Here is a 21,736-nt window from a genome sequence, read left to right as displayed (position 1 = left end):
GTTCCTCCAGACGGTTGCCCGCTAGTGTAGACCGCGTCGTCCACGATCGTTCCACGCCACGCCCCCCGCCATGGTCACCGAGATTCCACAGCTTGCCGCCGTGCTGGCGCATCCGGTTGCCGCCGGCATCGCCGCGCCACTGCGCAAGGCGATGGAGCAGGCGGCCGCCGCGCCCTCGGCGCTGGACGACGCCGACGATCCGCCCCAGGTCGTGGCGAGCATGCTCGAGGCGCTGGTGCTGCTCGGCGCTGATGGCGACACCGCTGCGGCGGCGATCCTGCACACGTATCCGGGCTGGCGGGCCGCACTGGGCCCGGTCGAGCGCGATTTCCCGGCAGTCGCGCCCCTGATCGAAGGCCAGCGCGCCGCCGCGCAGGTCTGGGCGCTGCATGCCGAGCGCCATGGCCAGGCCGGCAATGAAGGCCTGCGACGGCTGCTGCTGGCCATCGTCCGCGACCTGCGCGTGGTTCCTATCCTGCTGGCGCGCCAGCTGGCGCGCATGCGCCACGCCGAACCGTTGCCGGACGAGCAACGTCGCGAGCTCGCGCTGCTCACCCGCGACATCCAGGCGCCATTGGCCAACCGGCTGGGCATCTGGCAGCTGAAGTGGGAGCTGGAGGATCTCGCGTTCCGCTACCTGGAACCGCAGACCTACCAGCAGATCGCGCGCCTGCTCGACGAGAAGCGCACCGATCGCGAACGCTACATCGAACAGGTCAAGGGCACGCTGCGCGAGGCGATGGCGGCACAGGGCGTCGTCGCCGAGATTGCCGGCCGGCCCAAGCACATCTACAGCATCTGGAAGAAGATGCAGCGCAAGAACGTGCCGATCGGCGAGCTCTACGACCTGCGCGCGGTGCGCGTGCTGGTCGACAGCCTCGCCGACTGCTACGCCGCGCTCGGCGTCGTCCATGCGACCTGGGCGCCGATCCCGAGCGAGTTCGACGACTACATCGCCCGACCCAAGCGCAACGACTACCGCTCGCTGCACACCGCCGTGGTCGGGCCGGAAGGCAAGACCCTGGAGGTGCAGATCCGCACGCACGACATGCACCGCCAGGCCGAACTCGGCGTGGCAGCGCACTGGAAGTACAAGGAAGTCGGCAGCCACAGCGCCGACGCCGCCTTCGACCGCAAGATCGCCTGGATGCGGCGCCTGCTGGAAGCCTCGGGCGAAGGCGGGCGCGAGGACGGATCGCTGTCGGGCGAGTTCGACACCGAGCTGGTCGAGGACCGCATCTACGTGCTGACGCCAAAGGGCGAGGTGATCGATCTCCCCACCGGCGCGACGCCGCTCGATTTCGCCTATCACGTCCACACCGAGGTCGGCCACCGCTGCCGCGGCGCCAAGGTCGACGGCCGCATCGTCCCGCTCGACCACAAGCTGCGTACCGGCGACCGCGTCGAGATCATGACCGCCAAGACCGGCGAACCCCGTCGCGACTGGCTGATCGCGGCCAACGGCTTCCTCGCCAGCAGCCGCTCTCGCGACAAGGTGCGGGCCTGGTTCCACAAACTCGATCGTGCCCGCAACGAGAGCGCCGGCAAGGACCTGCTCGACAAGGAACTGCGTCGCCTCGGCCTGCTCGGCGCCGACCTCGCCCCGGCCCGCGAGAAGTTCAACCTTGCCAGCGACGGCGAGGTTTACGTGCAGGTGGCCTTGGGCGATATCGGCCCGCACCAGGTCGGCCGCGCGCTGCTCGAGCACGAACGTGCCGCGTCCGCAGCTGCCGCCGCCGCGGCCACGCCCACCGGCACCGTCACTACGCCGACACTGCCGCGACGCGTCCCGCGTAGGACCACCGACTTCACCGTCGAGGGTGTCGGCAATCTGCTGGTGCAACTGGCGCGCTGCTGCCAGCCGCTGCCGGGCGAGCCGATCGTCGGCTACCTCACCCGTGGCCGCGGCGTCACCGTCCACCGCCCCGATTGCACCGCTTTCCAGCGCCTGGCGGCGTCGCAGCCGCAGCGCGTGCTGCCGGTGGAGTGGGGGCGCGCAGGCAGCGGTTACGAGGTCGATATCGAAGTGCTCGCGCTCGACCGCAAATGGCTGCTCAAGGAAGTGACCAACCTGATCGCCCAGGGCAATGCGCACGTGCTGAGCATCAGCAGCGATGTCGAGCGCAATGGTGCCCGGGTGCGTCTGCGCCTGCGCCTGCGCGTGGGCGATTACGGCCAGCTGTCGACGCTGCTCGGCAAACTGGCGTCGCTGCCCGGGGTGGAGCATGCGCAGCGACGCTGAACGCCGTGCATCGCCCTCCACATCCCCTCACCGACATGACGCTATGCTTGGCGGGTGACATCAGCTACGCCACATGAACCGGGGAAATTGAGCGCCAACGGCGCCGACGGCGACGTCGACGGCGGTGACGGCCGCTCTGCGGGTCGTGACCGGGTAGAGCCGCAATCGCCGCGCTGGAACGACTGGCAATGGGGCGAAGACGACGACCGCAGCGGTCGCTGGGCCGATGACACGGCAAGGCGCATCCGTTGGCGCGGCTGGGGCATCGGCGTCATGGCCCTGGTCTCGGTGGCGCTGCTGTTGCTGCTGCTGCGGCAACCGCTGTCGAACTGGCTGTGGCCGGATACGCGCGCACAACAATTGCAGGCCGACGCCGCCAGCGCCCTGCAACAGGGGCAGCTGACCTCGGCCGACGGGCGTGGTGCGCGCGAGCTGTATGCGGCCGCGCTCGCGCTCGATCCGGATCGCAGCGAGGCGCGCCAGGGCATGGCCAAGGTTGGCCAGCAGGCGCTGGTGCAGGCCGAGCGCGCGCTGGAGAAGCGCGACTACGCGCAGGCCCATCGCTCGATCGCGCTCGCGCGCGAGCTGGCGGTTCCGCGTGCCCGCGTCGATGCGCTGGAGCAGCGCGTGCGCGAACGCGAGGTCGGCGATTCGGGCGTAGACAAACTGCTCGCCCAGGCCGCTGCCGCGCGCAAGGCCGGGCTGCTCGATGGCAGCGACAATGCCGCGCTGCCGCTGTACCAGCGCGTGCTGGCACTGGAGCCGAAACGGACCGAGGCCCTGGAAGGCCGCGAAGACACCCTCGCCGACCTGCTGCAACAGGCGCAGACCTCACTGGCGCGCGGCGAACTGGCCGAAGCCTCGGAGCGGATTCGACGCGTGCAGGCCGCCGACCCAGGGCACGTCGATCTGCCCGATGCATTGGCCGGACTCAACCGCGCCGCCGAGCAGGGCCGTAGCCGTGCCGATGCCGAACTCCGCCGTGGCCGCCTCGACGAGGCGCTCGAGGGATACCGTGCGGTTCTGGCGACGATGCCCGACGATGAGCGGGCACAGCGCGGCATTGCCGCGGTTGCCAACGCCTACGCCGGGCGCAGCCAGCGCTATGCCGGCGATTTCCGTTTCAGCGATGCCGAGAAGGAACTGGCGCAGGCGCGCCGCATCGACGCCAATGCACCGGGCGTCGCGGCTGCCGAACAGCGTCTGGTGCAGGCGCGGCAGTCGCAGCAGCGCTACGGCCAGAAGGTGCCGACCGCAGAACGCCAGCGCCGCCTCGACCAGTTGCTGGCAGATGCCGCCCAGGCCGAATCGCGCGGCGACCTGCTGACGCCGCCGGGCGACAGTGCATTCGACAAATTGCGCGCGGCGCAATCGATGGCGCCGCAGGATCCGGCGGTGCGCTCGGCCATGAAGCGCCTGTTGCCGGCGGCGCAGCGCTGCTTCGAATCCGAACTGCGCGGCAACCGTCTCAGCCGTGCGCGTGAATGCCTGGATGCGCGCGCCGTGCTCGAGGGCGATGGCCCGGCGGTGCGCGACGCGCGGCGGCGCCTGGCGCAGCGCTGGATCGCCGTCGGCGACGAACGCCTTGGCGCGGGCGAACTGAGCGCCGCGCAGGCGGCACTGGTGGCCGCGCGCGAACTGGATCCGCAGGCCAGCGGCCTGGGCGAATTCGCTGACCGCCTGCGTCGCGCTTCAGCGGCCAACTGACTGATCCGCAGGAGCGGGTTCGCTCCTGCGGTTGCTGCCTCAGGCCCTGGCGCCGAGCAGCACGCGCCGCACCACGTCGCGCCCGGCATCGAGCGAGAAGTGCCGCTCGACGTTGGCCAGGCCGTTGTCGGCCAGGCGCTGCCATAGCGCCTCGTCGCGATACAGCCGCAGGATCGCTTCGGCGAAACCGGCGGCATCGTCGGCCACCAGCACGTCCTCGCCGTTGCGCAGGTGCATGCCTTCGACCGCACAGGCCGTGGCCACCACCGGCTGGCCATGGGCCATGCTGAGGTTGACCTTGCCCTTGACGCCGGCGCCGTATCGCAGCGGAGCCACGCAGATGCGGGCGCCGTCCATGTAGGGCGACAGGTCCGGCACGTGGCCGTGGACAAGCACGCCCGGTTGCGACGCCAGTTCCTCGATCTCCGCCGGAGTGTCGCTGCCTATGCAGTGGAAGACGATCCGCGGTTCTTGCGCGTGCACCAGCGGAAACACTTCGTTGACGAACCAGCGGACCGCATCGACGTTCGGTGGGTGGCGGAAACCACCGACGAACACCAGGTCATGTCGCTGTGCGAACGGCAGGCCACGGCCCTGGATGTGGTGCAGGTTGGATAGGATATCGACCTGCGCGGCGGGCGCGTCCTGCGCCAGCAGGCTGCGCTCGACCTCGCTGACCACCAGTGTCGCGTCGCTGCGCGCGATCATGTCCAGTTCGAGGGCGCGGGTACGCTCGGATGCGCGCATGAGTGCCTGGTCGACCGCCAGCTCCGCGCCACGACGCTCGCGCAGGTAATGCAGGTCGACCGTGTCGAACACCAGCTTCGCCTGCGGCGCGAACTTGCGAAGCAGCGGCAGCCATTCGCGCAGTACATAGTGCCGGCAGACGACCACCGTATCGAAGCGTGCGCCGTGATCACGCAACCAGGCATGTGGCCGCTTGGCAAACGGGGCATACCAGACCTCGACGCCCAACTGCTGCAGCGCCTCGGTGTAACGACCGTCATGGGCGCGGTTGGCGGGGATGAAAACGACGTGGGCGCCTTCCTCCTTCAGCAATCGCATCAGGTTGAACAGTCGCAGGGAGCCCGAATCGCGATCCGGTTGCGGGGTCAGTGCATCGATGACCAGCACGACGCGCGTGTAGTGGCGATCGGTGGTCCGTGCACTTGCCTGCTCGTGGTCGGGATGGGACTGCAGGCGCGAGGCCCAGCGCTGCTGGAACAGTTCCTGGTTGCGCACCTGGTGGCGCTTGATGCCGCGGCGGACATCGGTACCCGAGGTGATGCCCTCGAGATGGACGACCTTCGACCCGGTCTGGCAGATCGCGCGCAATCCTGCGGCGGTCACCTTCATGCCCAGGTCGGTGTCCTCGTAGTAGGCGGGGGAGAAGTGGGTGTCGAAACCGCCAAACTGCGCGAACAGGTCGCGATGAATCGCGATCGCGGCACCCGAGCAGTAATCGACCCGCCGTACATAGCTGAACTCCGGCTCCATAGCCGAGCGCAGGCGGCCGAGGTTGTCGGCGCGTCCGTCGTTGCGGACGATGCCGCCGGCTTCCTGCAGGCGTCCATCCGGGTAGAGCAGCTGCGAGCCGGCCAGTCCGGTGCCCGGATGCTGGTCGAATGTCGACAGCAGCACGTCCAGCCAGCCGGGCTGGGGAATCGTGTCGTTGTTCAGGAATACCAGGTACTCGCCGGTGGCCTGCGATGCGCCGTCGTTGCACGCGGCGATGAACCCACCGTTCTGGCGGCGACGGTGATAGCGCAAGCCTTCCACCTGGACCAGCGACGACTCGGTGGCATCGGAGGAGCCGTCATCGACGACGATGATCTCGATGCTTGCCTGCGGCGGGTGGGCCGCAATGGCGCGCAGGCAGGCGAGGGTGTGCTCGAACTGGTTGTAGACCGGAATGACGATGCTGGCCCGCGGCATCGACGAGAACGGCACCGAAAACGGGGCGAACGGCTCCTGCTGCGGCAGGTACAGGGCCAGCAGCTGGGTGTCGGGCACGCGGTAGAACTGCTTCAGGACCCGTTCCCAGGAGGCACGCACGCCGCGCGTGCGCAGGCTGGTCAAACCCCGCCGGAACAGTCCGGTTCCCCGGTCGTATAGAAACCGTACCTCGGTCCAGCTCAGGCCCATCGATCGCTCGTCATTCTGAAGATTCCTTAACGCAGACTTTGCCGCGGCCCCGTCCGCGCGGGGCGGTGGGCCGGCTGCGATAGACTCGCGGCCACGAGGGCGCAGCCCCAACATTGTCCCATGCCGTGGCCCAAATCGATTACGACGAAGACGAAACCGCAGAAGACAGCCAGTCCCCGCAGTGGCGGCGACGCCTGGTCACCTGGCTGCTGGCCGCAGTGGGCCTGGGGCTTGGCTTCCTGATTCCCTACACGCTGTACCTGAACCACGAAGTCAGCGAACGCTTCGGCCAGTTGCGCTGGCAGATTCCGACCCGGGTCTATGCGCGGCCGCTGGAACTGGCCCCGGGCCTGACCCTGGACGCGACCACCCTCAAGACCGAGCTCGACGCCGCCGCCTACCATTCCGGCGACGGCGTGCGTCCGGGCAGCTACTCGCGCACCGGCGGTCGCTGGCTGATCTCCAGCCGCGGTTTCAGCGATGTCGACGGCGCGGTGCCGGCACGGCGCATCGAAGTCGTGCTGTCCGGCAGCCGGGTGGCGTCGGTGCGCGATGCCGGGAAGAAGCGTGACCTGAAGACGGTGCGGCTCGACCCGGCCCGCATCGCCACGCTGTACGGCCAGAAGCAGGAAGAGCGGCGCCTGGTGCGCCTGAAGGAAGTGCCCGAGCTGCTCGTCACCGGTCTGCAGGCCGTCGAGGACCGCGACTTCAACAGCCACCACGGCATCGACGTGACCGGCATGATCCGCGCGGCGTTCAAGAACGTCGCCGCCGGCCGCGCAAAACAAGGCGCCAGCACGCTGACCCAGCAGCTCGCCCGCAGCGGCCTGCTCGGCATCGGACGCGAGCAGACCCTGACCCGCAAGGGCAAGGAAATCCTCTACGCGATGCTGATCGAGGCCCGATACGACAAGGGCACGATCCTGGAGGCGTACTTCAACCAGGTCTACCTTGGCCAGCGCGGCGCGCAGGCCATCCACGGCGTCGCCGCCGGCGCCGAGTTCTGGTTCGGCCGCGACCTGGCCGACCTGAGCACCGAGCAGATCGCGCTGCTGATCGGCATCGTGCGTGGACCGTCCTTCTACGACCCGCGACGCAATCCCGAGCGCGCGCTGGAACGGCGCAATTTCGTCCTCGGCGAAATGCACGAGACCCAGCTGATCGATGACGCCGAATACCAGCGTGCGCTGAAGGCGCCGCTGGGCGTGACCAAGGACCCGGGCAGCGTCGCCGCCAACCGTTTCCCGGCCTATGTCGACCTGGTCCGCCGCCAGCTGGCCCGCGACTATCCGGCCGATGCATTGGCAGGCGCCGGACTGAGCGTGATGAGCGGCATGTCGCCGTCTGCGCAGGCGATGGCCGAAGGCGCGGTCGCCCGCACCCTCAAGAGCCTGGACAGCAAGCGCCGGCCGCCGCTGCAGACCGGCCTGGTGGTGACCGACGTCCACAACGGCGAAGTCGTCGCCGTCGTCGGCAGCCGCAGCGTTGCCGAGCACGGCTTCAACCGCGCAATCGAAGCGCAGCGCCCGGTCGGTTCGCTGCTCAAGCCGTTCGTGTACCTGCTGGCGTTGGCACAGCCGGGCAAGTACTCGCTGGCCAGCTGGGTCGACGACTCGCCGGTCACCGTCGCGCTGGGCAAGAAGAAGAACTGGAACCCGGGCAACTCCGACGGCCGCAGCCACGGCACGGTGCGCCTGATCGATGCGCTGGCGATGTCCTACAACCAGGCCACGGTGCGCGTGGGCATGCAGGTCGCACCCGAGCGCATCGCCAGCCTGATCAAGACCCTGGCCGGCATCGAGACCGAGCCCAATCCGGCGCTGATCCTCGGTGCGGTCGACCAGAGCCCGTACGCGATGGCGCAGCTGTACCAGTTCCTCGCGTCCGGCGGCGAGATCCAGCCGCTGCACGCGGTGCGCGGCGTGCTCGACGCCAACGGGCGCGCGCTCAACCGCTACGACAAGGACCCGGCACCGGCGCAGGAAGGCGACGCGATCGCCGCGCGCCTGATCACGATTGCCTTGCAGCAGGCGGTGTCGAACGGCACCGGCACGCAGCTGGTCCGCGATGGCCTCGGCCGCCTGTCGCCCGCGGGCAAGACCGGCACCAGCAATGACGGCCGCGACAGCTGGTTCGCCGGCTGGACCGGCGACCACCTGGCGGTGATCTGGGTCGGCAACGACCAGAACCAGACCACCGGCCTGTACGGCGCCACCGGTGCGATGCGGGTGTGGTCGGCAATCTTCTCGCGCCTGCCCAGCGCACCGCTGAAGGTCGGCGACAAGGGCATCGACTGGCAGTGGACGATCGCCAGCAACACCACCGATCCCGATTGCGTGGGTTCGCGCCGCATGGCCTATGTCGCCGGCTTCGCACCCGCCTATGCGCCGTGCCCGGCGCCGGAACCGGTGGCCGAAGACGGGCAGGGTGGTTGGCGCGACTGGTTCGGTTTCGGCCGCAAGGATGAGGAGAAACCGGCCGAACAGGCTGCGGAGGCACCGCCGCCGCAGCAGCAGGAGAATCTGCCGTGAGGATGTTGAAGTTGCCGGCGTCGCTGGCGCTGGCGGGTTTGCTGTTGGCCGCGTGCAGCACCACGCCACCGCCACTGGCCGAGCCCATGTTCGACGCGCCAGCCGCAGTGCGCGCTGTTCGCGCCGCCGGCGGTGCCGCCAGCAGCGAGCTCGACGTGCAGCCGCTGCGCGACCCGCAGGTCGAGGATATGCGCAAGGAGGCCGAGCGCCTCGAGCGGGCAGGCCAGAATCCGCAGGCCGCCGCGGCGCTGGACCAGGCGCTGCAGATCACGCCGGACGATCCGGCGCTGCTGCAGGAGCGCGCGGAAGCGGCGCTGCTGAACGACAAGCTCGATGACGCGGAGCGCTTTGCCCGCAAGGGTCTCGACGGCGGTTCCAAGGTCGGGCCGCTGTGCCGGCGCCATTGGGAAACGATCGCGCAGGTCCGCGAAGCCAGGGCGCGGGCGTTGCCGGTGGACGTTCCGGGCAACCCCAGCGCCGCCGATGCCCGCCGCGAGCGCGACGCCTGCACCGTCGCGGCACCGCCGCGCTACTGAAATACGAGCGACAATGCGGGATGAATAACCGCCTCAGCGAGGCGAGCCGTGCGGCCCTTGGCCGAAGGCGGCGAGCTCGCGCGCAACATCCCGGCCTTCAACACGCGACTCGCCCAGCAGGACCTGGCGGCGGCGATTGCCGACGCGGTCGACAGCCGCGGCACGCTGCTGGCCGAAGCGGGCACCGGCACCGGCAAGACCTTTGCCTATCTGGTGCCGGCGCTGTTGTCGGGCAAGAAGACCATCGTCTCGACCGGCACCCGCGCGCTGCAGGACCAGCTCTACCACCGCGACCTGCCGCGCGTGCGCGATGCCCTTGGCATCGGCCTGAAGACCGCGCTGCTCAAGGGACGCGCCAACTACCTGTGCCACTACCGGATGCGCCAGGCGCAGGGCGAGCCGCGCTTTGCCACGCGCGAGCTGGCTGCGCAGTTCCAGCGCATCGTCGCCTGGTCCGGGCGCACGCGCATGGGCGACCTGGCCGAACTCGACGCGCTGCCGGAAGATTCGCCGCTGCTGCCGATGGTCACCAGTACCGCGGAAAATTGCCTGGGCAGCGAGTGCCCGTTCTTCGCCGACTGCTTCGTCGTGCAGGCGCGCCAGCGCGCACAGGCGGCCGACCTGGTCGTGGTCAACCACCACCTGCTGCTGGCCGACCTGGCGCTCAAGCAGGAAGGCTTCGGCGAGATCCTGCCCGGCGCGCAGACGTTCGTGGTCGACGAGGCCCACCAGTTGCCGGAGCTGGCCGCGCAGTTCTTCGGCGAAGCGCTGAGCGCGCGGCCGCTGGTCGAGCTGGCGCGTGATGCGCTGACCGAATGCAAACAGGTGCCGTCGGCGCTGGCCGCGGTGCAGGAACCGGCGCGCGCGCTGGAACAGTGCGTGCGCTCGCTGCGCGCGGCGATGGACGAACTGCCGGTGCGCGGTACGCGCAGGCGCGCTGCCGAGGAGCCGGCGGTCGAGGAGGCCTTCGATGCCCTCGCCGACGCGTTGCGGCAACTGCACGATGTGCTGCAGCCGCTGGCACCGGCATCGCCGGGCTTTGATGCCTGCGCGGCGCGTGCGGTCGAGTTCGAAGGGCGGCTGCAACGCTGGCGTGACGACTCCGGCGATGCGGAGCCAAAGGAAGACGACGAGTTCGCCGAGGACTTTGCCCAGGTCGACGCCGCCGCCGATAGCGAGGACGACGACGCGACCGCGAAAGCCAAGGCCGCGAAGAAGAAGCGCGACGATGGCAGCGTGCTCTGGTACGAGCTGACGGCGCGCGGATTCCGCCTCAGTCGCACCCCGCTCGACGTCGCCGGTCCGCTCGCGCAACACCGCGCGCAGTCGCACGCGGCCTGGGTGTTCACTTCCGCCACGCTCGCCGTCGGTGGCCGCTTCGAGCATTACGCGATCAAGCTCGGCCTGTACCTCAAGGGCGACGATCCGCCGCAGACGCTGCTGGTGCCCAGTCCGTTCGACTGGGAGAAGCAGGCGCTGTGCTACCTGCCGCGCGGGCTGCCGGATCCGACCGTGCGCAACTACAACGAAAGCATGGTCGAGAAGATCCGGCCGGTGCTGGAAGCCTCGCGTGGGCGCGCGTTCGTGCTGTTCGCTTCGCATCGCGCCCTGCGCGAGGCGGCCGAGCTGCTCAAGGGCGGGCCGTGGCCGCTGTTCGTGCAGGGCGAAGCGCCACGACCGGTGCTGCTGGAACGCTTCCGAGCCTCCGGCAACGGCGTCCTGCTCGGTGCGGCGAGTTTCCGCGAAGGCGTCGATGTCGCCGGCGATGCGCTCAGTGTCGTGGTGATCGACAAGCTGCCGTTCGCCGCGCCCGACGATCCGGTGTTCGAGGCGCGCCTGGACGCGATCCGTCGCAACGGCGGCAATCCCTTCCGCGACGAGCAGCTGCCGCAGGCGGTGATCGCACTCAAGCAGGGCGCCGGCCGATTGATCCGCAACGAACACGATCGCGGCGTGCTGGTGCTGTGCGACCCGCGCCTGACCACCAAGACCTACGGCAGCGTCTTCCTCAACTCGCTGCCGCCGCTGCCGAAGACGCGGCACGTGGAAGACGTGGAGGCATTCTTCCCGCCCGAGCACGATCTGGTCGAGGCCGGGCTGGACGGACAGGACGGCTAGGGCACGGCCGCTCACACGATGGACGCTATGCTGTTGGCCTGCTGTCCCTCATCCATGCTCCGGCTCCCGACGCAATGAACCTGCTCGCTTTCGAAACCGCCACCGAAGCCCTTTCCGTCGCCTTGCTGGTCGATGGTCAGGTGCGCGAACGTTTCGAACTGGCGCCGCGTCGCCATGCCGAGCTGGCCCTGCCCTGGGCCGACGAACTGCTGGCGCAGGCGGGCATCGCCCGCTCGCAGCTCGATGCCATCGCCGTCGGGCGTGGTCCCGGCGCCTTCACCGGCGTGCGCCTGGCGATCGCGGTGGTGCAGGGCATTGCCATGGCGCTCGATCGACCGGTGGTGCCGGTGTCGACGCTGGCGGTGCTGGCGATGCGCGCCGAGCTGCTGCCGGCTCAGCCGTCTTCTGCCAGCCGCCACGTGCTTGCAGCGATCGATGCGCGCATGGGCGAGGTGTATTCGGCCGCGTTCGAACTTCGCGACGGTGACGCTCATGCGCTGTCGGCGGAATCCGTGCGTGCGCCTGATCTGGTCGAGCTGCCCGGTGCACCCGCTGGCTGGCTCGGCGTCGGCACCGGTTTCGGCGCAGCCGATGGCGCGCTGGTGCAGCACCTGGGCGATCGAATCGTCGCCGTCGATGCCACGCAGTTGCCGCACGCGGCCGATGTCGCGCGCCTGGCTGCACATGCATTCGCGCGCGGTGAAGCCGTCGCGCCGGAGCGGGTCGAGCCGGCCTACCTGCGCAACAACGTGGCGTTGACGATCCGCGAGCAGCAGGCGTTGCGCGATTCGCGCTGAGCCCCTGGACGCGCGGGCTTCAGGCGCGCATCACTCGTCGACCAGCGTGCCGCCCGGCAGGAAGTTCCAGGTGCGCGTGACGTGCAGGATGTCCGGGTTTTCCTCGGTCCTGGGCAGCGGCGGGTAGGGCTCGGCGAGCCTGGCGATGCGCAGTGCCGAACCATCGAGCAGCGGTACGCCGCTGGATTTGACGATGTCGGCGCGCTCGACCGAACCGTCGCGCCGGATCGCCACGCTGATCACGACCTGGCCGGCCAGATGGCGGCGACGGGCTTCGTCGGGGTAATTGAGGTTGCCGACGCGTTCGACGCGGTCGACCCATTCGCGCAGGTAGCCGGCCCAGGTGTATTCCTGCGTGCTGGCCGAGACGAACTTGCGGGTCGGACGCTTGGCGTAACGCTCCGAGCGCATATGGATCTCGGCGGCCAGTCGCGCCATCTCCATGTCGTGTTCGATCTTTTCCTGGCCCTGCGGCAGGGGTCGTTCGCTCGGCGCGGGTGTCGTCCGCGCCGTGGCCGTGGTGGTTTCGCCACGGCTGCTGGTGACCACGCGCGCCTGCGGTGCCGGCTGCGGTGCCGGCGACTGCGCGCGCAGCGTGCGCGGTGCCAGGCCGGTGGTGGCCTGCGGCAGCGGACCGGACTGGGCCTCCCGCGGGCGCGTGCTCTTGTCGTGTTCGCCGCCGCCCTGGTTGTTGGCCTGGGCGAGGAAGTCGGCCTGCATCGGGGTCAGTGCCGAGGTGGTCTGGGTCAGGATCAGGTCCAGCGTCGGCATCACCGGCGCGGCGTTCTCCAGCGTCCATCCCAGGCCGAGCAGGAGGATGCCGTGCACCAGCAGCGACAGCACGAAGGTGGCGCTGACCCGCCCGTTGTCGGCATCGCCATAGCCGTGTGGAGCGACTACTGCGCTCATGCGGCCAGGCGGGCTTCGATCGCGTCGAACATCAGTCCGGCGATGTTGAGGCCGTACTGCGCATCGAGCTCGCGGATGCAGGTCGGGCTGGTGACATTGACCTCGGTGAGGTAGTCGCCGATCACGTCCAGGCCGACGAACAGCATGCCGCGACGCTTCATCTCCGGGCCGACTTCGGCCGCGATCCAGCGATCGCGATCGCTCAGCGGGCGGCCTTCGCCGCGGCCGCCGGCGGCGAGGTTGCCGCGGAACTCGTCGCCCTGCGGAATGCGCGCCAGGCAGTAGTCCACCGGCACGCCGTCGACCAGCAGGATGCGCTTGTCGCCTTCGCTGATCTGCGGCAGGTAACGCTGAGCCATGGCCAGGCTGTGGCCGCCCTGGGTCAGCGTTTCCAGGATCACGTTGAGGTTGGCCTCGCCCGCGCGCGCGCGGAAGATCGAGCGCCCGCCCATGCCGTCGAGCGGCTTGAGCACGGCCTCGCCGTGCTCGCCGACGAAGGCCTTGAGCGCGGCGTTGTCGCGGCTCACCAGCGTCGGCGGACAGCACTGCGGGAACAGCAGCGCGGCCAGTTTCTCGTTGTAGTCGCGCAGGCCCTGCGGGTCGTTGACCACCATCGCACCGGCCTGCTGTGCCAGGCCGAGCACCTGCGTGTCGTGGATGTATTCGTTGTCGACCGGCGGGTCCTTGCGCATCAGCACGACTTGGCCCGGGCCGAAGGCGAGGGTGCTCCAGTCGCCCAGCTCGAACCAGCCGGCCTTGTCGTCGCGCACGCGCAGCGGGGCGACCTTTGCCAGCGCCGTACCGTCGCGCACGGACAGCCCGCCGGGTTGCACGTAGTGCAGGCGATGGCCGCGGCGCTGCGCTTCCAGCAGCATGGCGAAGGTCGAGTCCTTGGCGATCTTGATCGACCCGATGGGGTCCATCACGACGACGATGTCGAGCGGCATGGCGGCACTGCGAGGAAGAATGCGCCAGATGGTAGCAGGCAGGTCCCGGACTCCGGCCAGCTTTCCAGGCCGCCAATCCGGTCTTTTGCCGCCCGGGTGTCCGGCTGCCCATCCGGACTGGTACGTACGTCGCGGCTCGGCAAACCGGTCGTCGGCAGCGGCGGGGAACTGGGGTATACGCATCGGGCGTGCCCGAAAGTCGCCCCGCCGGCCGGTCCCCCGACCCCCTGCTGTTCGATCCGGAAGCGGTTCCCGGCTAGACCGGGCCCGTGGCGCGTTCAGCATGCCCGCTGAAAAGTTTGCTTGACAGCTTCGGCGCGGCTTGGAATAAAGACAGCTGGCGAAGTGCCCGCAGACGCGCGGCATTCGCACGGGGGAAATCGAAAATGCTAGACGAGGTCCGCAACGGCAGCCTCGGCGGTCTGAAGGTCATGGTGATCGATGATTCCAAGACCATCCGCCGAACCGCCGAAACGCTGCTGAAACGAGAAGGCTGTGAGGTGGTTACCGCCACCGACGGCTTCGAGGCGTTGGCGAAGATCGCCGACCAGCAGCCACAAATCATCTTCGTGGACATCATGATGCCGCGGCTGGACGGCTATCAGACCTGCGCCCTGATCAAGAACAATCATCTGTTCAAGGGCACTCCGGTCATCATGCTGTCATCGAAGGACGGCCTGTTCGACAAGGCGCGCGGGCGCATCGTCGGCTCCGAGCAGTACCTCACCAAACCATTCACCCGCGAAGAACTGCTCGACGCGATCCGAACGCACGTAAACGCCTGACCGGGGGGTAAGGCAACAAATGGCACGTATTCTTCTGATCGAGGACTCGCCGACCGATACGGCGGTCCTTACCCAGCTTCTTGAGCGCAATGGCCACCAGGTGCTGGCCTCGGGCAATGCCGAAGACGGCATTGAAACCTGCAAGCGCGAGAAGCCCGACCTGGTGATGATGGACGTCGTGCTCCCGGGCATGAACGGCTTTCAGGCCACCCGCGCGCTGTCGCGCGACGCCGACACCAGCACCATCCCGGTGCTCATCGTCAGCACCAAGGGCATGGACACCGACAAGGCCTGGGGCATGCGCCAGGGTGCCCGCGACTACATCGTCAAGCCGCCGCGCGAAGACGAGCTGATCGCCCGTATCAACGCCTTGCTGGGTGCCTGACTAGATGTTGCATTCGCCGTTCGATGTGCTGGTCGATTACGAGCGCCGAAGCCTGGCGCACGTGGTCGGTCTGCCCGAGCAGCTCGACGCACCGGGCCTGTGGCGCGGCGTCGGTTACCGCATTGGTGACCGTCGCCTGGCCTCCGGCTTCGGCGAAGTGCTGGAAATCCTCCCGCTGCCGCAGGTCACCCCGGTGCCCGGCGCGCAGCCGTGGCTGCTCGGCCTGGCCAACGTCCGCGGCAGCCTGCTGCCGATCGTTGACCTCAAGCAGTTCCTGGAAGGCCAGCGCACGGTGCTGCATGAAAGCCAGCGCATCCTGCTTGTGCGCCAGCCCGGCGGAGACGTTGCCGTGCTGATCGACGAGCTCTACGGTCAGCGCAGCTTCCTGGAGCAGCAGCTGGTCGAGGTCGAAGTCGAGCCGGAGGCCGAAGAGGGCTCCGATGCCGCACTCGCGACCGGTCGCTACAGCCATTTCATCGAGCGCGCCTACCGCCTCGACAATCACACGTGGGGCATCTTCAGCCTGGACAGGCTGGCCCGCACGCCCGAGTTCCGCCAAGCGGCCTCCGAAATGCCGCGCACTGACATGTCGCGGTCCGAGCACCGCTCCAGCAGCAACAATACCGAGGTCGAATCATGAGTGTCACTGCGATTGATAGCGCTGCCGGCAAGGGCCGTAGCCTTGGCGTCAACACCTGGCTGGTCGTGCTGGGCATATCAGTGCTCATCTTCGGCCTCAACACCGGTTACGCCACGTGGAAGGCGGCCCGACTCGGTGGCGCCAGCTCCTCGGCCTCGGACCTGCAGGTGAATTCGCAGAAGCTGGCCGTGCAGGGCTCGGAGGCGGTCAGCGGTGACGCCGCGGCCTTCACCGCGTTCAAGGAAACCCGCGCCCAGATCGTCCAGGACGTGGAGCAGCTCAACACCAACTTCGGCGACACCGCCGGCGTTTCCGGTCCGATCAAGACCGTCGCCGACACCTGGGGCCCGCTCGGCAAGAGCGCCGACCAGGTGATCTCGAGCGAAACCGCAGTGCTGGCCCTGGCCGGCAACGCCGACAGCTTCACCAGCCGCGTGCCGCAGCTGCAGGCGCGCCTGGACGAACTGGTGCGCGCGATGTCGGCATCGGGTTCGCCGTCCTCGCAGGTCTACATCGCCCTGCGCCAGGTGGTGCTGTCGGGCAAGATGAACGAACGCATCACGCAGATCCGCGCCGGTGGCAGTGGCGCCGCGCTGGCGGGTGAGGCCCTGGGCCGCGACGCCGCCGTGTTCGGCAACGTCCTGACCGGCCTGCGCAAGGGCGACGCCGCCTTCGGCGTGACCCCGCTGGGCAACAGCAGCGCCCTGGCCGCACTGGCCCAGGCCGAGACGCTGTGGCTGGAAATGAAGAAGGACCTGGACGCGATCCTGTCCAGCTCGCAGAACCTGTTCCGCGCACAGGCGGCAGCCGAAGCGATCACCGGCGGCTCCAACAAGCTGCTGGCCGACAGCCAGAACCTGTTCCGCGCCTTTACCGCCTTCGGTTCGCTGAAGGACACCAGCATCGCCGGCAACCTGTGGATCTCGATCCTGTCCGGCGCCGGCGCGCTGCTCGCGATCGTCTTCCTGGTGTTCTCGCTCAACAGCCAGCAGAAGAAGCGCTACCTGACCACCAAGGAACTCAACGACCGTAACCAGGAGGCGATCATGCGCCTGCTGGACGAGATGGGTTCGCTCGCAGAAGGCGACCTGACCGTAAAGGCCACCGTCACCGAGGACATGACCGGCGCCATCGCCGACTCGATCAACTTCGCTGTCGAGCAGCTGCGCAGCCTGGTGCAGACGATTACCGACACCTCGGTGCAGGTCGCCGCAAGCGCCCAGGAAACGCAGGCCACCGCCATGCACCTGGCCGAGGCAGCAGAACACCAGGCGCAGGAAATCAACTCCGCCTCCAGCCGTATCAGTGAAATCGCGGCCTCGATCAACCAGGTGTCGCGCAACTCGGCCGAATCGGCGGACGTGGCGCAGCGCTCGGTGCAGATCGCGACCAAGGGTGCGGGCGTGGTGCGCCAGACGATTGCCGGCATGGACTCGATCCGTGACCAGATCCAGGAAACCTCGAAGCGAATCAAGCGACTGGGTGAAAGCTCGCAGGAAATCGGCTCGATCGTGGAACTGATCAACGACATCTCCGAGCAGACCAACATCCTGGCGCTTAACGCGGCAATTCAGGCGGCTTCGGCCGGTGAAGCGGGCCGCGGCTTCGCGGTCGTGGCCGACGAAGTGCAGCGACTGGCAGAACGCGCATCGAACGCGACCAAGCGAATCGAAACGCTGGTGCAGACGATTCAGTCCGACACCAACGAAGCGGTCAGCTCGATGGAACAGACGACCTCGGAAGTGGTCGCCGGTGCACGACTGGCCGAGGACGCGGGTACCGCGCTGGGCGAGATCGAAAAGGTGTCGTCCGACTTGTCCAACCTCATTCAGGGCATCTCGACCGCCGCGCAGCAGCAGTCCAGCGCCGCATCGAACATCACCGCGACGATGAACACCATCCAGTCGATTACCGCGCAGACCTCGCAGGGTGCGAACCAGACGGCGGCGTCGATTGGAAACCTCGCGCAACTGGCAGCCGACCTGCGTCGCTCCGTTGCCGACTTCAAGCTGCCGGCCTGACAAGGACGAGGTCGATGAACAGGTTCAAATGTGGCCACCGGCGCATGCTCGGCAAGAGCATGCACGAGGGCATGGGCCACGGAACGCGCCGGTTCACCGCTGCGTGGGGTGAACGATGACGGTGATGCGCGAAGCAATCGATACGACCACGCTGGGCTGGATCAAGCCGGAGCTGGACGAGACCCTGCGCCTGGCGCAGCAGGAAATCGAGGCCTATGCCGAGAATCCTGCCGACACCAGCCGCATGCGCCATTGCGCCGACCAGCTGCACCAGGTGCACGGCACCCTGCGCATGGTCGAGCTGTACGCGCCGGCGATGGTCGCCGAGGAAATGGAACGGCTGGCACTGGCGTTGCAGCAGGGCAAGGTCGCTGATCGCGACGAGGCCTGCGCGGCGCTGATGCGCGGCGTGGTCCTGTTGCCCGACTACCTGGAGCGCCTGCAGGGCGGCCACCGCGATATTCCGATCGTGCTGCTGCCGCTGCTCAACGAACTGCGCGCCACGCGCGGCGAAGCCGGCCTCAACGAGAGCGTGCTGTTCGCGCCCGACCTGGACCGTCCGTTGCCGGCGAACCTGGCCGGCGCGCCGACCCAGCGCAGCGCACCGTCGCACAGCTCGGCCGGTCACCTGGCCGCACTGCGCGATGCCCTGGCGACTTGGCCGGAAGACGGCAACCCCGCGCATCCGGACAAGCTCGCCAGCGCTGTCGACGGGCTGTTGGCGGACGTCGTGCTGGAACCGGTGCGGCGCATGTTGTGGGTGGCCTCCTCGGTCGCCGGCGCGCTGCGTGACGGCGCCCTGCCGGCCACGCGCGCACTGCGCCAGGCCTTCGGTGGCGTCGAGCGCGAAGCGCGCCTGATGCTGGCCGACGACGGTTTCGCCGCGCCGCGCACCGAACCGGCCGCCGAGCCGACCCGCCAGCTGCTCTACCACGTCGCCCACAGCGACGGCCGCCATCCGGCGCTGGACGACCTGCGCCACACCTTCGAACTCGCATCGCACCTGCCCAGCGAGTCCGAACTCGAACATGCCCGCGGCAGCCTCAGCGGCCGCAACCGCGCGCTGCTCGATACCGTGGCCGCGGCGATCAAGGAAGACCTGCTGCGCGTCAAGGACGCCCTCGACCTGCACCTGCGCACCGGCCAGACCGATGTCGCCGGCCTGACGCCGCAGGTGGAAGCACTGACCCGCGTCAGCGACACGCTCGGCATGATGGGCCTGGGCGTTGCCCGCACCGTCGTGCTGCAGCAGCGCGATGCGATGCACGAGATCGTCAGCGGACGCCGTCCGGCCGACGAGGGCGCATTGCTCGACGTCGCCGGCGCACTGCTTTATGTCGATGCCTCGCTCGACGACCAGGTCTCGCGCCTGGGCCTGCCGGACGAACAGGCCGACGACGATCTGCTCGCCGGTGAGGCGCGCAAGGTCCTGGACGTGGTCGTGCGCGAGGCCATCGCCAACTTCGGCGATGCCCGCCAGGCCTTCGTGGCCTTCGTTGAAACCAACTGGGACCACGCCGAGCTGGCCGAAGTCCCGCGCGTGCTGGACGAAGTCGGCGGCGCGCTGCGCATGCTCGAACTGGTGCAGCCGGCCGACTACCTGACCGGCGTCAAGCGCTACACCGAGGTCGAGCTGATCGGCCGCAAGCGCGTGCCCAACGGCCAGCAGCTCGACACCCTGGCCGACGCCCTGGCGAGTCTGGAGTACTACCTGGAGGCACTGCGCGAGCAGCGCCCGAACCGCAACAACATCCTCGACATCACCCGCCAGAGCCTGGAATCCCTGCGCTACTGGCCGTTGCCGGAATTCGACATCGCCGCGACGATGGCGCCGTCCTCGCCGATCACGCGCGAAGAGCTGGCCAACGTCCCGGACTTCGAGCTGTCCGACACGATCACGCTGGGCACGGTGACGATGTCGGCGGACGAGCCTGCAGCGCCCGCGCCGACGGCGATCGAAGTTGCCGCGCCGGTGGTTGCCGCGCCCGCTCCCGCGCCGGCACCGGTTGCAACGACGGCGCAGGCCATCGCCGCCGGTGGCTTCGAGCACAGCGACGACATCGACGACGAGATCCGCGAAGTGTTCCTCGAGGAACTCGATGAGGAGATCCGTCACCTCGGCGACCTGCTGCCGGTCTGGCACGAGTCTCCGGACGACAGCGAACGCCTGCGCCCGATCCGTCGCGTCTTCCACACGCTCAAGGGCAGCGGCCGCCTCGTCGGCGCCAAGACCCTGGGCGAGTTCAGCTGGAAGATCGAGAACCTGCTCAACCGCGTGCTCGACGGCACCCGTCCCGCCAGCCCGGCGGTGATGGGACTGGTCGGCCACGCCTACACCGCGCTGCCGCAGCTGCATGCCGCGCTGCGCAACGAGGGTGTCATCTCCGCCGACTTGGCCGGGATGGAAGCGCACGCCGACCGTCTCGCCGAAGGCAATGAGGGGCACTACACGCCGCCTGCAGCCATGGCGGTCGCCGCGGTCGCGGTCGACGAACCGATGGTGGTCGAAGAGATCCCGCTGGAAGCGGTCAACCTCGACGTGCTGGTGGCGGAAGCGGCATCCGAGCCCGTCTACGCCATCGAAGAGACGATCGAAGAACCGGCAGTCGTGGTCGAGATCGAGCCGGGTACCCCCGCCTCGGTCGACGCGGTGCTGCTGGAGATCCTCGACGCCGAGGTCAGCGGCCACCTGGTCACGATCGAGCAGTGGCTGGCCGCGGCCAACCACGGCCCGCGCCTGGTCGACGACGGCTTGCAGCGTTCGTTCCACACGCTCAACGGCGCCTTCGCGATGACCGAAGTGCCGGTGATCACCGAGATCACCGGGCCGACGGAAATCTACGTCAAGCGCCTGCTCGCTTCCGGCCAACCGGCCAGCAGCGAGGGCGTCGCGGCGATGTCCGACGTGGCCAATGCGATCCGTCGCACCCTGGCCACGCTGAAGACGCCGTATCCGCGCGTGCCCGCGTTCGAAGGACTCGCCGCGCGCATGCGTGCGCTGCGCGACGGTCTGCCGGATGCGCGCCAGTCGATGCCGGTCAACATCGAGCCGATGGATGTCGCCATCTCGATGGACGGCGACGACGAGGCCCTGCTGACGGCGTTCGACCTGAGCGAGTTCACCGATCTGGCCGTCGATGCCGGTCCGGATTTCCTTGGCGATCCTTCGCAGGCCGAACGCGTGGAGGCCGAACTGGCCGAAGCGCGCCGCATCGAAGCCGAGCGCCTGGCCATCGAACAGGCCAACGCCGAGAGCGTCGAAGTCGAGAGCGTGCAGGCCGAGCGCTTTGCACTGGAGCAGACCGAGGCCGAACGCCTTGCCCTGATCCAGCGCGAGCAGGACGCGCGCCTGGAAGCCGAGCGTGCCGAGATTGCGCGCCTGGAAGCGGAGCGTCTGGAATCGGCGTTGCTCGAAAGCGCGCGCCTGGAGAACGAGCGGCTCGAGGCGGAACGTCTCGAGGCAGAACGTCTCGAGGCCGAGCTTGCCGAAGCCGAGCGCATCGAAGCGGAACGCGTTGCAGCAGAGCGTGCCGAAACCGAGCGCCTCGAAGCAGAGCGCATTGCAGCAGAGCGCGCCGAAGCCGAGCGTGCCGAAGCGGAGCGCCTCGAAGCAGAGCGTCTCGAAGCAGAACGCCTCGAAGCCGAGCGACTCGAAGCGGAACGTCTCGAGGCAGAGCGCCTCGAAGCCGAGCGTCTTGCCGAAGAAGAGCGCGAGTACGCGCGCCTCGAAGCCGATTACGCCGAGGCCGAACGTGTCGCCCGCGAGCAGCAGGCTGCCGCGATCGAGGCCACTGCCTCGGTCGGTCTGGCAGCGTTCGCCGATGCCGGCGCCCCGGGCGCAAACGAATCGGACAACGATCTGCCCGAGCACGCGCCGGTCGCGCACGAGCCGCGCGCAGCAGTTTCCAACGATGCTGCCGAGGCCGCAGCCGCCGACGAAGCCGTCGCCGACGATGCACAGGAACCGGCCGTC

Annotated in this window: 13 protein-coding genes and 2 pseudogenes; 11 read left to right on the top strand and 4 right to left on the bottom strand. The window is 68.7% G+C overall.

All coding sequences use genetic code 11. The annotated features are described in order from the left end of the window. Positions 1-70: 70 nt before the first annotated feature. Both HIV01_RS09415 and HIV01_RS09410 read left to right on the top strand, forming a co-directional pair. Positions 71-2,242 (top strand): RelA/SpoT family protein, encoded by a 2,172-nt coding sequence (locus tag HIV01_RS09415; protein ID WP_200606647.1) that lies wholly within the window; start codon positions 71-73, stop codon positions 2,240-2,242. Positions 2,243-2,329: 87 nt separating this feature from the next. Further along, the gene (locus HIV01_RS09410; protein WP_245156762.1) at positions 2,330-3,949 is read left to right on the top strand and encodes a tetratricopeptide repeat protein; all 1,620 of its coding nucleotides are present in this window, start codon (positions 2,330-2,332) and stop codon (positions 3,947-3,949) included. Positions 3,950-3,988: 39 nt separating this feature from the next. On the opposite strand, the gene HIV01_RS09405 is transcribed toward HIV01_RS09410, so the two are convergent. Next, positions 3,989-6,094 (bottom strand): glycosyltransferase, encoded by a 2,106-nt coding sequence (locus tag HIV01_RS09405; RefSeq protein WP_200606646.1) that lies wholly within the window; start codon positions 6,092-6,094, stop codon positions 3,989-3,991. Between the two features lie 125 nt (positions 6,095-6,219). Here HIV01_RS09405 and mrcB point away from each other — a divergent pair, with 125 nt between their 5' ends. The 4 genes from mrcB to tsaB all read left to right on the top strand — a co-directional run bounded on the left by mrcB (position 6,220) and on the right by tsaB (position 12,076). Beyond that, positions 6,220-8,625 (top strand): penicillin-binding protein 1B, encoded by a 2,406-nt coding sequence (gene mrcB, locus HIV01_RS09400; protein ID WP_245156761.1) that lies wholly within the window; start codon positions 6,220-6,222, stop codon positions 8,623-8,625. A gap of 2 nt (positions 8,626-8,627) precedes the next feature. Beyond that, entirely contained in the window at positions 8,628-9,161 is a 534-nt protein-coding gene (locus HIV01_RS09395; protein ID WP_200608424.1) for a hypothetical protein, read from the top strand. Positions 9,162-9,185: 24 nt separating this feature from the next. Then, the gene (gene yoaA, locus HIV01_RS09390) at positions 9,186-11,279 is read left to right on the top strand and encodes a DNA repair helicase YoaA (protein ID WP_207527169.1); all 2,094 of its coding nucleotides are present in this window, start codon (positions 9,186-9,188) and stop codon (positions 11,277-11,279) included. 74 nt (positions 11,280-11,353) lie between these two features. Continuing rightward, positions 11,354-12,076: a tRNA (adenosine(37)-N6)-threonylcarbamoyltransferase complex dimerization subunit type 1 TsaB gene (tsaB, locus tag HIV01_RS09385; protein ID WP_200606643.1), complete on the top strand. Its 723-nt coding sequence runs from the start codon at positions 11,354-11,356 to the stop codon at positions 12,074-12,076. Positions 12,077-12,106: 30 nt separating this feature from the next. Here the strand turns inward: tsaB and HIV01_RS09380 are convergent, their stop codons facing one another. Both HIV01_RS09380 and gshB read right to left on the bottom strand, forming a co-directional pair. Then, positions 12,107-12,985, bottom strand: a complete 879-nt coding sequence (locus HIV01_RS09380) for an energy transducer TonB (RefSeq protein WP_200606641.1) — start codon at positions 12,983-12,985, stop codon at positions 12,107-12,109. Next, entirely contained in the window at positions 12,982-13,932 is a 951-nt protein-coding gene (gene gshB / locus HIV01_RS09375) for a glutathione synthase (protein WP_200606640.1), read from the bottom strand. Before gshB ends, HIV01_RS09380 begins: the two co-directional genes overlap by 4 nt. Positions 13,933-14,318: 386 nt before the next feature. On the opposite strand from gshB, the gene pilG reads away from it, so the two are divergent. The 5 genes and pseudogenes from pilG to HIV01_RS18350 form a co-directional block, all read left to right on the top strand. Then, on the top strand, positions 14,319-14,717 hold the full coding sequence (gene pilG / locus HIV01_RS09370; protein WP_115843698.1) for a twitching motility response regulator PilG: 399 nt from the start codon (positions 14,319-14,321) through the stop codon (positions 14,715-14,717). Positions 14,718-14,736: 19 nt separating this feature from the next. After that, complete coding sequence (locus HIV01_RS09365; protein ID WP_115843696.1) at positions 14,737-15,102, top strand: response regulator; 366 nt, start codon at positions 14,737-14,739, stop codon at positions 15,100-15,102. Between the two features lie 7 nt (positions 15,103-15,109). Further along, positions 15,110-15,670 (top strand): annotated as a pseudogene (locus tag HIV01_RS09360) (chemotaxis protein CheW); the annotation flags it as partial. A gap of 68 nt (positions 15,671-15,738) precedes the next feature. After that, the gene (locus tag HIV01_RS09355) at positions 15,739-17,763 is read left to right on the top strand and encodes a methyl-accepting chemotaxis protein (RefSeq protein WP_200606639.1); all 2,025 of its coding nucleotides are present in this window, start codon (positions 15,739-15,741) and stop codon (positions 17,761-17,763) included. 115 nt (positions 17,764-17,878) lie between these two features. Beyond that, positions 17,879-20,119 (top strand): annotated as a pseudogene (locus HIV01_RS18350) (Hpt domain-containing protein); the annotation flags it as partial. A 763-nt stretch (positions 20,120-20,882) separates the two neighbouring features. On the opposite strand, the gene HIV01_RS18345 reads toward HIV01_RS18350, so the two are convergent. Continuing rightward, positions 20,883-21,722, bottom strand: coding sequence for a pentapeptide repeat-containing protein (locus HIV01_RS18345; protein WP_425600273.1), 840 nt, complete (start codon positions 21,720-21,722; stop codon positions 20,883-20,885). Positions 21,723-21,736: the final 14 nt, after the last annotated feature.

Source organism: Lysobacter arenosi (assembly GCF_016613475.2).
Taxonomy (GTDB): domain Bacteria; phylum Pseudomonadota; class Gammaproteobacteria; order Xanthomonadales; family Xanthomonadaceae; genus Lysobacter_J; species Lysobacter_J arenosi.
This window is presented reverse-complemented; position numbering and strand designations above follow the sequence as displayed.

Excerpts from the sequence above, each read along its gene's own strand:
- HIV01_RS09415 (WP_200606647.1), top strand. The coding sequence starts at position 71 with ATGGTCACCGAGATTCCACAGCTTGCCGCCGTGCTGGCGCATCCGGTT.
- HIV01_RS09405 (WP_200606646.1), bottom strand. The coding sequence starts at position 6,094 with ATGGGCCTGAGCTGGACCGAGGTACGGTTTCTATACGACCGGGGAACC.
- HIV01_RS09395 (WP_200608424.1), top strand. The coding sequence starts at position 8,628 with ATGTTGAAGTTGCCGGCGTCGCTGGCGCTGGCGGGTTTGCTGTTGGCC.
- tsaB (WP_200606643.1), top strand. The coding sequence starts at position 11,354 with ATGAACCTGCTCGCTTTCGAAACCGCCACCGAAGCCCTTTCCGTCGCC.
- HIV01_RS09380 (WP_200606641.1), bottom strand. The coding sequence starts at position 12,985 with ATGAGCGCAGTAGTCGCTCCACACGGCTATGGCGATGCCGACAACGGG.
- gshB (WP_200606640.1), bottom strand. The coding sequence starts at position 13,932 with ATGCCGCTCGACATCGTCGTCGTGATGGACCCCATCGGGTCGATCAAG.
- pilG (WP_115843698.1), top strand. The coding sequence starts at position 14,319 with ATGCTAGACGAGGTCCGCAACGGCAGCCTCGGCGGTCTGAAGGTCATG.
- HIV01_RS09365 (WP_115843696.1), top strand. The coding sequence starts at position 14,737 with ATGGCACGTATTCTTCTGATCGAGGACTCGCCGACCGATACGGCGGTC.
- HIV01_RS09355 (WP_200606639.1), top strand. The coding sequence starts at position 15,739 with ATGAGTGTCACTGCGATTGATAGCGCTGCCGGCAAGGGCCGTAGCCTT.